The organism is Pantoea sp. PGP6 (assembly GCF_053474785.1).
In genome coordinates this window covers 1-10,942 of record NZ_JBQBMA010000005.1, presented here as the reverse complement: position 1 = coordinate 10,942, position 10,942 = coordinate 1, and the positions used below count along the sequence as shown (strand labels likewise).

The following is a 10,942-nucleotide window of genomic DNA, read 5'->3' as shown; positions in this document are numbered from 1 at the left end:
AGGACCGTTTTGAGAATGGAGAATACCGCTGGCAGACGATAGGAATGGTGAGAGGCTGTCTGGTCGTCCTGGTTGCCCACACAACGCGCTTTGAAGATGGCTCTGAGGTCATTCGTATTATCAGTGCGCGCCGGGCTGAGCGTAGTGAGAGGAGGCGTTATGAGCATGGTCAGGTATAAACGAAGCAAGCTGCCCGAACTGACTGAAAAACGGGAATCAGAGCTGAAAGTCCTGAACGAAAAACCGGATAACGATATTGAGTACTGCGACATTCCGCCGCTGGATGAGCGTTTCTGGAAAAACGCCTCACAGGGGCATTTTTATCGTCCGGTAAAAACGCAGGCTTCGGTCAGAATTGATGCTGATGTGATGGCCTGGCTCAAGGAGCCAGGAAAAGGCTATCAGACGAGACTGAACGCAATTCTGCGGGAAGCCATGATGCGTGATCTGCATCATAAGTAATAAGAAAGAAAAGCCCGCCATGGCGGGCTTTTTACTGCCATGCGCAACAGAACTCTTATGTTAAATCCGGGGGCCTGGCCGGTTCACCCGGAGTTACCGCGCTCAGTGCATAACTGACGACTGTGCGCCTGTTGTGTTGCCTTCCAGGACTACCGCCTGAACGCTTCTGATGGCGTCGCGTATGGTAGTCTCCCGCCACGTTTCATCTGCGGCGATCAGGAAGGTCTGGAGCTTCAGAAGCAGTATGGCATTGGTTATGCTCGTCCTCTCATCGAGTAGCTCAAGAATAGCTTCGCCAATTATTGTGTCAGACAGCTTTTTGTCTTGGTTTTCGTACATTGTGGACCTGCTTGCTGTGAGTTATGCCCGTACGACAGGCGAAGCCTGCAGGATACGTGAAAACTGCTGCTCTGGCAGGGAAGGAACTTAAATAGTTTTACGTTGCCCTATCAGAGACAGATATATTCCTCTGTAACGAATTTTTCCCGCCCTGAGCGGGTTTTTTTTGCCTTGAAAACTTCAAAAAACGATCGGTGCGGCAGTCTGAACGCTGCCCGGGGTCCTGCACTTCTGATCCGGCGCAGAGGGTAAAGGTCAAGGCTATGCTTTATCTGGATTTACTTAAATCAAACCGGAAGTGTTGGGGCGGGACGCAGAAGTTGCGCCGGCAACTTTGCGGAAAATCCAGAACAGCTGCAGAAGCTGGCCGCATAAGCGGCGGGAACTTCAAGAACAACCCGGCGCGAGCACCTGAAGCAGGCAGAAAGGGAGGCCAGATCAGTCGAAGAGGTGCTCCTTAGTGTAAGGTTTCCTGAGATGAGTTGCCCAAAACCCGCCAAGGCGGTTTTTTTCATGCCCTGCGCAAAAGGGATGTTATGGTAAATGGGAGCAGATCTGCAGGTATAAAAAAGCCGTCTATGTAGACGGCTTTTTTATACCTATCTGATGATTTAGCTATATGCGCTCACGCTGTTCACATTTAAATCTAAAGTAAAAAAATAGCCTTTACTTACATAAAGATCGATCTGGCAGGATATCTTGACGAGATCTACTACGAGAAGTTATTTGAATTTTTACGGGTTGAAATTGTGGTTGCATGGGATCTAGTTAGATGTAGTACAAAAAGATCTTGAAGTCCCCGGCGATCCCTGGTTACACTTCCGTACAAGAACTGATCGACGTCTAAAACGGGTTGCACTAATGGCTTTTATCTCTTTATCAAATTTGGCAGCGAAGACCGGAAGAGTGGTCCAGTCGCAGCATGTTACAGCCACGCAAACGAAAAAAAGCACAGGCGCTGTGGAGCTAGGCTTCCGCTTGAGTAAAAGCGCTATGGACGAGACAGGAATTGCTATTGGGGATCGTGTCGATATTCTTTACGACAAAGACGAAAACCAATGGATGATTAAGAAAATTAGTGAGGGTGGCTTTGGTGTTTCTGGGCAAAAAAACAAGCATGGTGGGTACTCATCATGTGCTGTTAGATTGACCTTACGTCCTGGTTTTCCGCGTCTTTCGGAGGATGAGGATGAGAACAAAAAGCTTCTTTCAGATGATTCAATCACTCAGCTAAGTGAAGGTGTAATCATTTTCAGGCTGGGTGATGAATAGGAAAGACCAAAAAGGAAAGGCAGAGTTAGTGAACGTCGGCAAACAATCGACTAACTCCGCCTTCTGGTCAACACATCACTACCTTTGGAAGGGTGGAGTGTTATGGGCGGCATTATGTTCATAAACTTGCATTCTAATAAAGAAAAAATCATTTCTTTTGATGAGTGTGAACACGACATTTTCTATTCTGTTAGGTGCGGTGCTATTGACTTTGGTCTCTTAACTTTATGTTTTTAAACATATATGAGGCTACACATATGCGCGCTTTATCAATACCTCCCTCAGTTGCCCGAGCCAGTCTAGCGAGTAAATTTTCGTCTCATTTGAAAGTTATCTCGCTCTTCAACTCGATGCAGGATTCCCAAGTGGTGGTCCTGTCATCTCTGATCGAAGGCCATCATCTCACCAGTTCTGGTAACAATGTTAAAGCTGACTTTGAAGTCACTCGCTTACCAGCAATCATCGAGATGCTAGAGAAAAAATATTTTTTCCCTATTCGTCATCTAAATGTCTCTGTTAAATCAGTAACTACGGGAAGGATGACTGTTCAAACTGTCTATCTCATAGAGCCTGAGCATATCGAGCAACTGTTCACTGATCCTGAACTTGTGTTTGCTAATCAGGAAAGGACTCTTTTCTTTCGTTCTCTAGAAAAAGAGGGAAAAAACCTTGGCAAGCTTATCGAGAAAAAGGGCAGTGTGTCTCAAGCTGTTTTAAGCCTCATACATCACGCTTACAAAGATAAACCTCTTTCAGAAGAAATGTGGCTAGATATCGAAGAGAAGTTCATTCACATGCTGGATGAATTGAACGCAGCGTAAAAGAAAGGGATTTTATATTCAACCCTGCAGTATAGCGGGTTCAGATGTGAAAAGGATCGCTCTTGGTGAGCGATCCTTTTTTTGTAGGCGAAAAGAGATTTTAGTAAATAGCACCTAAGTTTTTGAAAATAGTTAGGCAGTTAACCAGTTTTGCCTGTCGAGAACCTTTTCGGCTATAGCTATTTGTCTAGCTGTTAGCTGCCTTTTCCTGTCATTCCAAGAATAAATGGCTTCAATAACGTCTTTAGAGTTTTTCACTTGTTCATGTTTATTTACCCAATGAACTGTTGATAAAAGCTCTAGACCCTGTGGGGACTCAAATCCTTCAACAAGACGCGATACTCTCTCGAATCTCTGACGTGTACTTGGATGCTTCTCCAAAAAATCGCGAGCTTCTTCAATAGCTCCAGGAACAAGCTGTAATTCTTTTTCCGGGAAGTCACCGCCATCGGCATATCCAGAAATGAAGTGACCCTCAAGAGCGTTTAGTACATGACGCAAGTTTTGCGCATAAGGACCATAGTGCGCTTTCTGGTATTTTAAGCGTAATGGCTCTCCTGCTTCCTGCATAAAATACAATAGCTTATGTACTTCAAGTAGAGATATTGAGGGATCAAGCAATCCCTTGAGGTAGCGCTGTATAAGCTCTATTAATACCGCTCTGCCTGCGGTCATTTTTGGTGTTTCTTTTTGTTTCGCCATTTTGTCATTTTGAGGAGCACCAGACGGCTCATATAGAAAAACATGAACGTCACTTAATGGCTGTAATGCGTGTTTGATTTTTTCACAAACTAGGGGCCACTCGAGCCCCCCTAATCCAGCACCCAGCGGTGGAATGGCTATCGACTTAATACCCATTTTTTGTATATCCCCAACTAAGGAGGCTAAACCAGACTCAATATCTTCTATTTTGCTAGCGCCTTTCCAGTGCCGTTTAGTTGGAAAGTTTATTATGAAACGAGGGTTCGTAAGTTGCCCTGTTTCAAAAATAAACATCTTCCCAGGATGCACTTCGTTTTTCTTGCATGCAATTGCGTAAGCTTTGAAATTGTCAGGCCAAGCTTTTTTAAATTGCAATGCAATTCCCCTACCCATAACTCCTACGCAATTGACTGTATTTACAATAGCTTCTGCATCAGCTCGCAAAATGTCACCACGGGTTATCTCGATCACTTTTACGGCCTCCTCAGTAATACCAATGAGTGTTAATACTAACTGGTGGTCTATGTGCTGCTGATTTCAATGTATTAACTACCTGCGTATAGATTGCTTTTGATTGAACACCAATTGCCTCAATCAAATGCCAAGGAAAACTATCTTCCATGAGAAATTCGGCTTGCTTCCCTTCTTTACATCTTTGCCAGTGAGTCGCGTTAATCGCACTCCACTCTAGTTGATTTAAATCTGACAAATTATTTTTATCTTCAAAGTAGTAAGAGCCAGCATTGGATAAAGTAAATGCCCAGCGGCGTTGATTTTTCTGCGCCCACTTAACGCAAGAGTGAAGATCGGCTTGGAGATGAACTATTGGACCTTGTCCTCCTTTGTAAGCTAGCTCATCACTATCTGCACGATGGATTACGTACAACATGATTGATCGTGGGCAAAAGTAGAAGGGCACACATTGACCTACATATAAATCAGGATGGCTACTAAGTGTTAACTCGGTGAGGCGACGCTGTTTAATGCTATTCATACCAATCGTCGTTCCAGCAGCGCCTTGAGCAATGATTCGCGCATCGCAAAGCAGCCCATTTGAAGCGAGGATCGACGCAAGTCGGTCTACATGCACTATGTGATAAATTTTAGGCTGCATAGGTATAGTCATTTAGCACCCTTCTCCATGATTTTTATTATATAAGTTTTTGTTTTTTTTGTTAATTTATATGTATCGTTAGCTCTCTAAAACCTTACCTACTATGACCAGCTCATCATGATATGTGAGGTTAAAGGCTTCCTTCTTTGCATGGTTTGGACTTCAAATCAACAGCTTTGCTGCTCATTAGCCGCAACCAGGCTGCATATTATCATCGCATATGTATGTAAAATTGACCGTAACGCAGGCGAAAAATGGCCTAGATTTTCCAGTCTGAAAATTATCATTTTGAATTAATGGGATAGCTTCTGCTTAGGGTCAGAGTGGAATAGCGTAAAACAGTACCTTCGCACGTATATCAGTCCTGATTTCATTAGGAGTTAGGACATGAACCGGACATGACAATAGTGCGCTTAATTCTTCATGCAATCCTCCCATATCAAAGAGTGAGGTCTTTTTTCCTGCATCGACCAGCAAATCGAGATCACTGGCTTCTGTATCTGTCCCTTTTGCAACAGAGCCAAATATACGGGGGTTATGCAGACCATATTTCTGTACGAGCTCTCTGATAGCTTCGCGGTGTTTTTCCAGCTCAAGTGAGGGTTTCATGACGATTGTCCGGTTATGTGGCGGTTGAATACTGTGTTGATGATACTATCGGTAAATCAATTACGTGAGACAATAGTGGGACGGGTGATACTTATGGCTTGGCATAAGGTGAGACAGGCACAGAAATTGACGGGGAAAGCTCGTTCCAGTCTGTACCGTGATATGTCATCAGGCCGCTTGTCATACAGGACCGATTCGGACGGTGGGCGCTCCATTGATACAAGCGAGTTAATCCGAGTCTATGGAGAGTTGAGACAAGAAGGGACAGTGTCACGGGACAATGAGAGACATAGTGATGAGACACACAATCAGGTAATGAGTGAACTTATTCGTGAAATAAAATCCCTTCGTGATGAAGTTTCCGGGCTAAGGAACGAATTGCAGGAGGTGAGACGCATAGAGGACAAGACGGAAGTCGCTGAAACATCAAATAAAAAACAGTCTTGGTGGCGGCGTTTAATCTCATAGTGTCCTGTTACTAGACTCTCCAGAGACTGTTACTATAGTTGTTTGAAGGCTGTTTCTATACTTAACTTGGCGTTTTGAAAAGGTTTTTTGCTGGAGAGTTATCTTGACGCGATCCGTGGTTGCGGCGTAAATTAGCCCCTGAAACGAAAAAACCACCTGGGGAGGTGGTTTGATCGAAGGTTAAGTCAGTTGGGGAACTGCTTAACCAGGTAACTGGCTTCGAGAGAGCGCAATTACCAAATCCGTCCTTCCAGTGTAGCCGTAGTAAGGCTAAAACTTCAAGAACTCTGTAACCACTCGGTTATAAATTTCCGCTCTCTCAAGCCCGTTACCATTGGCCGCTGCCAATGGCGATTAGTCGTGTCCATCCGGGTTGGGATCATGTTTGTTAGTTACCGGGTGAGACGCAGTGGTCGGACTGAACGGGGGGTTCGTGCATACAGTCCAGCTTGGAGCGAACTGCCTACCCGGAACTGAGTGTCTGGCGTGGAATGAGATAAACGCGGCCATAACAGCGGAATGACACCGGTAAACCGAAAGGCAGGAACAGGAGAGCGCACGAGGGAGCGACCCACCGGAAACGGTGGGGATCTTTAAGTCCTGTCGGGTTTCGCCACCACTGTCGGATTCATGGTTGAGCTAAGGCTCCCACAGATACACCGAAAAAGTGTCTGTTTATGAATTCCGGCAGGGGGGCGGAGCCTATGAAAAAACGGCAACGCCGCATCCTTTTTCCAGCCCCTCCTGATTTGAGCGTTACACGCTTAATCCCGTTATCCGTTAGCTGGCAACGCCCGCCGCAGTCTCACGGCAGGAGCGTAGCGACCGAGTGAGCGAGGAGGCGTCATTTCACCGGCACTGGCATTTTGCACTTACACTTAGCACCTGCATTTTTCACCTGCCACATGAAGCACTTCCCTGTATTACCACTTCGATTTATCATATTTAGCCAGTATACACTCCGCTAGCGCTACGTGACTGGTTCAGGGCTGCGCCCCGAAACCCGCCAAAAACCACTGACGCGCCTGCGGCTTGTCCAACACCGCGCCGACCGGGAAAGATTTTCCCGTCCGTCCCGGCGTTATCAGGAGGCCGGCTTGGCAGACAAACGCAGCAAAATGCTCACGATGTGGGTTACTGAGGATGAGCACCGGCGGCTGCTGGAGCGCTGCGACGGTAAACAGCTCGCAGCCTGGATGCGCCAGACTTGCCTAGATGAGAAGCCCGCTCGTGCCGGCAAACTTCCTTCGATCTCGCCGGCACTGCTTCGTCAGCTTGCCGGCATGGGGAACAATCTCAACCAGATTGCCCGGCAGGTTAATGGCTGTGGCGGTACCGGTCATGACCGTGTCCAGGTTGTCGCCGCGCTGATGGCCATTGATGCTGGACTTGAGCGGCTGCGGCACGCCGTGCTGGAAAAAGGGGCAGCAGATGATCGTTAAGTTTCACCCGCGAGGGCGCGGCGGTGGTGCCGGTCCGGTGGATTATCTGCTGGGTAAAGACCGACAGCGCGACGGCGCCAGCGTTCTGCAGGGGAAGCCGGAGGAAGTCCGGGAGCTTATCGATGCCTCGCCCTACGCCAAAAAATACACCTCCGGCGTCCTGTCCTTTGCCGAGCAGGACTTACCCCCTGGTCAGCGTGAAAAACTGATGGCGAGCTTCGAGCGGGTTCTGATGCCCGGACTCGATAAAGACCAGTACAGCGTGCTGTGGGTTGAGCACCAGGACAAAGGGCGGCTGGAGCTGAACTTCCTGATCCCAAACACGGAGCTACTGACCGGCAAACGGCTCCAGCCGTATTACGACCGCGCCGACCGTCCGCGCATCGATGCCTGGCAGACCATCGTGAACGGCAGACTGGGGCTGCACGATCCGAATGCGCCGGAAAACCGGCGGGCACTGGTCACGCCGTCCGCGCTGCCGGAAGCGAAGCAAGAAGCCGCTCAGGCGATTACGCGGGGTTTGCTGTCCTTAGCCTCGTCCGGGGAGCTGAATACGCGCCAGGACGTTACTGAGGCGCTGGAAAGCGCAGGTTTTGAGGTGGTGCGCACCACAAAAAGCAGCATCAGCATTGCCGACCCTGACGGGGGGCGAAACATCCGACTGAAGGGAGTCATCTATGAACAGTCTTTTAACGCTGGCGAAGGACTTAGAGCAGAAATCGAAAGCGCAGCAGCAGACTACCGGCGAGATGCTGAAAGCCGCATTCAGCGAGCACGAGAAGTCTGTCAGAGCGGAACTGAGCGAAAGCGAGAAGAGAATCAGCGCCGCCATCCTCGACCACGACCGGAAGCTGTCCTCAGCTATGAGCCAGCGCACGAAAGGCATGGTGCGGATGGTCAGCCAGACATGGCTGACCATCGTCCTGGTCTCCGTGCTGCTGATCGCCTCGAGCGCGGGCATTCTGTGGTGGCAGGGGCAGCAGATAATCGAGAACTACACGACCATCCGGGAGCAGAAGAGCACGCAGGCCATGCTGTCGGAGAGGAACAATGGCGTCCAGCTTACGACCTGCGGAGAGCAGAGACGCCGCTGCGTGAGGGTGAACCCGGAGGCGGGGACGTTCGGAGACGATTCGAGCTGGATGATACTGGCGGGGAAATAGCACATGACGGAGCTGGAAAAACAGTTGCTGAGCGCATTAGAGCAGCTACAGCAGGACTACTCGAAAAGGCTGGACGAGTGGGAGAGCGCCTTCGCGGAATGGCGGACGATGTCTGGTCTTATGCAACGGGAGAACGCGGCGCTGAGCGAGCGCGTCACGGGCTTGAGCAGGCAAGTGCAGAGTTTGAGCGAGCAGCTGCGCCGGTTATCGCAAGGCTGAACGGCATCGAGGCACATAGGGAGCAGGAGCGCGCGGCGCAGCACCAGAAAGCTCTGGAGCTTGAACGATCGCAGCGGCAGCGGACGTACAACGGTCCGTCGCTGTGAAAAATCGGATAAAACGGGGCTTTTGGCGGGCATCTGCGCTTAAAGCCTGAGCTATTCACCCGGCTGCATGGCTATGCAATCCGGGGGAATTTATCGGACGCAAACGGGGCGGTTTACTGGGGAGTTTTCTGCCGTTTTTACCCGACTGGTGCAGCATTCGCGCCGAACCCGTCCGACGCGGTGCGGGCAAGAACTCTTATGTTAAATCCGGCCGCCGGGCGGGATCAGTCGGAAAAGTGGCGCAGCTTTAACGCTGACGCTTGCCCGCCTTTGGTTTTTTCGCCAGGCTGGTGCTCCGGTGCTTAGCCGGGCCACAAGAATTATAAAAAACCTGAAACCCTCATGTTCCCGCCGTCACGGCGGGATTTTTTTGTGGCAAGGCGGAACTGGTCAGCCTGTATTTACCGGTTTGCTTGTGCGGCAGAGCATTTTTCTCCAGACTCAGAGAGAGCCGGTGCCTGCTGGTCCCGGTTACAGTGAGAAATTCTGAATCTTATCCCTGGTTCACCCCGCTCTAGATGGCGGGGTTTTTTACTTTTTCGACCTCTCAGGGCACGGTAAGAAGCCGCGATTTCCCTATTTTCTGACGTGTACAGCGCGACAAACGTGAATTAAAAAACATTTCCCGTGTACTAAGGCATTCTGAAAATTGCCCGATAACTGTTTTGCCCTGCACCAGGGGAATTCTGACAAAACGAGACCTTTTCTATTAGCATCCTTACGGGGGGCTTTTTTTGCGATGCTGTTTGCCAGGCCTGCGTTTTTTCTACACGTGACGTACGGCAGAGGGATCAGCCGGATCATAAAAAATAATTACCTGAAAATTCTCGGTTTCCCGCCACCATGGCGGGATTTTTTTGCGTCTTCGCTGGTAACTCACCGGTCGCCGGGGTGGGGATATTCTTTGCTGTCAGCGGCTTCGCCTGTATTGATTATTTCTGTATAAACCTGAATTTAGTGATAAAAACGCTACGCTTAATGGACTGATGACACACATTTTTTCCCTGGAGGGTTTATGGCAGCACATCGTGGTGGGGCAGGAAACTTTGCGGAGAACCCGGAACGGGCCGCTGAAGCAGGCAGAAAAGGCGGTCGTCTGAGCGGCGGGAACTTCAAAAACAGCCCTGAACGTGCCAGTGAGGCTGGGCGCAAAGGCGGCCTGGTCAGCCGGAAAGGGCGCCCGAATAGTTCTGCTTCCTGAGCTGTATTTTTAAAAAGGCAGTCAAAAGCCCGCCATGGCGGGCTTTTGACTGCCATGCGCAACAGAAACGTTATAGTAAATACAATATACAGGCAGAGGGGGCAGTTAATATTTTATGACCGGCTTCGACAGCGCATTACAGGACAGACTGGCAGGGCTTCCCTTAATCCGCACCCTGTTAATCGCTCAAAAAAAGGTGCTGGTATGCTGAGGAACAAAGATGGAACGGGCAGCAGGGATTGAACCCGCATCCTCAGCCGTAACAGTTGATGTAATACCTTTTATACCACGCTCGTGTAAACCTACTGCAACTGTAGGATCAGTAAAGCCAGAAGAATGGTTTGCCAGAAGGCTGTCCTTTGGGCGACACGCAGGAAGTGCTCGTGAGTCGGGTGCCGCACCGGCTGCAAACGGCACCGTGAGGCGTATGCGGCTTTTCGCTCCCAGTGGTGTATCGGAATGTCTGGCTCCCGCATTTCGGGCAGTGAAAACACAAATGGCACATATTAATCTTACCGTTCCGCTTTAGGTGTGATAATAATCCACAGTTACCGTGATTACTTCGGTTATGCAATCTTTAATGTCGCAACGGCATGAGTTCTGTGATGTGTATAGTCCAGTTCTAAGATTGAGATCCCGCAGTTGTGTTTTTCGGGGCTTTTTATGAACCGGCACGGTCCTGAGTCGGCTTTTGTAGCCATGCGCAAAAGAACTTTCATGTTAAATCCGCCAGGCTGGCAAAGTCCGGCACAAAGATGCCGCCCCCACTGGAGCTGTCCCTTTTCCACTGGAGCCCTCGTAGATACCGCTTTCTGGAGGGGCTCGCGCCAGTGAGACCCGCTTATGTATTAAAAAATACTTTTTTGTATATACTAATACGTAAATAAAAAAGGCGATTTAGCATGAAGACGGAACTCGAATTTGAGTGGGACTCTGTCAAAGCGGAAACGAATTTCCGGAAGCACGGGATCCGGTTCGAAGAAGCGGCTCTGGTTTTTGATGATCCGCTTCATCTGTCCGCTC

The 10,942-nt window shown here is 49.2% G+C and carries 12 protein-coding genes, 1 tRNA gene and 1 pseudogene; 9 read left to right on the top strand and 5 right to left on the bottom strand.

The window, feature by feature from the left end; all coding sequences use genetic code 11:
* Both ACLIBF_RS23660 and ACLIBF_RS23655 read left to right on the top strand, forming a co-directional pair.
* Positions 1-179: BrnT family toxin (locus ACLIBF_RS23660; protein WP_448310819.1), on the top strand; the 179-nt coding region annotated here is incomplete at its 5' end.
* Positions 160-462 (top strand): BrnA antitoxin family protein, encoded by a 303-nt coding sequence (locus tag ACLIBF_RS23655; protein WP_039391595.1) that lies wholly within the window; start codon positions 160-162, stop codon positions 460-462. The genes ACLIBF_RS23660 and ACLIBF_RS23655, both read left to right, overlap by 20 nt.
* A gap of 102 nt (positions 463-564) precedes the next feature.
* Here the strand turns inward: ACLIBF_RS23655 and ACLIBF_RS23650 are convergent, their stop codons facing one another.
* Positions 565-801, bottom strand: coding sequence for a hypothetical protein (locus ACLIBF_RS23650; RefSeq protein ID WP_381952437.1), 237 nt, complete (start codon positions 799-801; stop codon positions 565-567).
* Positions 802-1,077: 276 nt separating this feature from the next.
* Between ACLIBF_RS23650 and ACLIBF_RS23645 the strand changes: the two are divergent.
* From ACLIBF_RS23645 to ACLIBF_RS23635, 3 genes and pseudogenes are all read left to right on the top strand, one after another.
* A pseudogene (locus ACLIBF_RS23645) lies at positions 1,078-1,262 on the top strand (general stress protein).
* A 400-nt stretch (positions 1,263-1,662) separates the two neighbouring features.
* Complete coding sequence (locus ACLIBF_RS23640; RefSeq protein WP_044864692.1) at positions 1,663-2,073, top strand: hypothetical protein; 411 nt, start codon at positions 1,663-1,665, stop codon at positions 2,071-2,073.
* A gap of 257 nt (positions 2,074-2,330) precedes the next feature.
* Positions 2,331-2,894 (top strand): hypothetical protein, encoded by a 564-nt coding sequence (locus ACLIBF_RS23635; protein ID WP_147682437.1) that lies wholly within the window; start codon positions 2,331-2,333, stop codon positions 2,892-2,894.
* Between the two features lie 132 nt (positions 2,895-3,026).
* Here ACLIBF_RS23635 and darG read toward each other — a convergent pair whose 3' ends face one another.
* The 3 genes from darG to ACLIBF_RS23620 form a co-directional block, all read right to left on the bottom strand.
* Complete coding sequence (gene darG / locus ACLIBF_RS23630; protein ID WP_381952429.1) at positions 3,027-4,067, bottom strand: type II toxin-antitoxin system antitoxin DNA ADP-ribosyl glycohydrolase DarG; 1,041 nt, start codon at positions 4,065-4,067, stop codon at positions 3,027-3,029.
* Positions 4,068-4,080: 13 nt separating this feature from the next.
* Positions 4,081-4,722, bottom strand: a complete 642-nt coding sequence (gene darT / locus ACLIBF_RS23625; RefSeq protein ID WP_381952426.1) for a type II toxin-antitoxin system toxin DNA ADP-ribosyl transferase DarT — start codon at positions 4,720-4,722, stop codon at positions 4,081-4,083.
* A 306-nt stretch (positions 4,723-5,028) separates the two neighbouring features.
* Positions 5,029-5,319, bottom strand: coding sequence for a nucleotidyltransferase family protein (locus tag ACLIBF_RS23620; protein WP_378639490.1), 291 nt, complete (start codon positions 5,317-5,319; stop codon positions 5,029-5,031).
* Between the two features lie 1,586 nt (positions 5,320-6,905).
* Between ACLIBF_RS23620 and ACLIBF_RS23615 the strand changes: the two genes are divergently transcribed.
* The 3 genes from ACLIBF_RS23615 to ACLIBF_RS23605 all read left to right on the top strand — a co-directional run bounded on the left by ACLIBF_RS23615 (position 6,906) and on the right by ACLIBF_RS23605 (position 9,919).
* Positions 6,906-7,229, top strand: a complete 324-nt coding sequence (locus tag ACLIBF_RS23615; RefSeq protein ID WP_378639494.1) for a MobC family plasmid mobilization relaxosome protein — start codon at positions 6,906-6,908, stop codon at positions 7,227-7,229.
* Entirely contained in the window at positions 7,219-8,718 is a 1,500-nt protein-coding gene (gene mbeA / locus ACLIBF_RS23610) for a plasmid mobilization relaxase MbeA (RefSeq protein WP_448310816.1), read from the top strand. The genes ACLIBF_RS23615 and mbeA overlap by 11 nt, the downstream gene beginning before the upstream one ends.
* 1,015 nt (positions 8,719-9,733) lie before the next feature.
* Positions 9,734-9,919, top strand: a complete 186-nt coding sequence (locus ACLIBF_RS23605) for a con-10 family general stress protein (RefSeq protein WP_039391596.1) — start codon at positions 9,734-9,736, stop codon at positions 9,917-9,919.
* A 221-nt stretch (positions 9,920-10,140) separates the two neighbouring features.
* Here the strand turns inward: ACLIBF_RS23605 and ACLIBF_RS23600 are convergent.
* A tRNA-OTHER gene (locus ACLIBF_RS23600) sits at positions 10,141-10,215 on the bottom strand.
* A gap of 606 nt (positions 10,216-10,821) precedes the next feature.
* On the opposite strand from ACLIBF_RS23600, the gene ACLIBF_RS23595 reads away from it, so the two are divergent.
* Positions 10,822-10,942, top strand: a 121-nt coding sequence (locus ACLIBF_RS23595; RefSeq protein WP_448310818.1) for a BrnT family toxin, incomplete at its 3' end; no start/stop codon positions are given.

Bases quoted from the DNA above. Each gene is read 5' to 3' on its own strand.
- ACLIBF_RS23655 (WP_039391595.1), top strand. From the start codon at position 160: ATGAGCATGGTCAGGTATAAACGAAGCAAGCTGCCCGAACTGACTGAA.
- ACLIBF_RS23650 (WP_381952437.1), bottom strand. From the start codon at position 801: ATGTACGAAAACCAAGACAAAAAGCTGTCTGACACAATAATTGGCGAA.
- ACLIBF_RS23640 (WP_044864692.1), top strand. From the start codon at position 1,663: ATGGCTTTTATCTCTTTATCAAATTTGGCAGCGAAGACCGGAAGAGTG.
- ACLIBF_RS23635 (WP_147682437.1), top strand. From the start codon at position 2,331: ATGCGCGCTTTATCAATACCTCCCTCAGTTGCCCGAGCCAGTCTAGCG.
- darT (WP_381952426.1), bottom strand. From the start codon at position 4,722: ATGACTATACCTATGCAGCCTAAAATTTATCACATAGTGCATGTAGAC.
- ACLIBF_RS23620 (WP_378639490.1), bottom strand. From the start codon at position 5,319: ATGAAACCCTCACTTGAGCTGGAAAAACACCGCGAAGCTATCAGAGAG.
- ACLIBF_RS23615 (WP_378639494.1), top strand. From the start codon at position 6,906: ATGCTCACGATGTGGGTTACTGAGGATGAGCACCGGCGGCTGCTGGAG.
- mbeA (WP_448310816.1), top strand. From the start codon at position 7,219: ATGATCGTTAAGTTTCACCCGCGAGGGCGCGGCGGTGGTGCCGGTCCG.
- ACLIBF_RS23605 (WP_039391596.1), top strand. From the start codon at position 9,734: ATGGCAGCACATCGTGGTGGGGCAGGAAACTTTGCGGAGAACCCGGAA.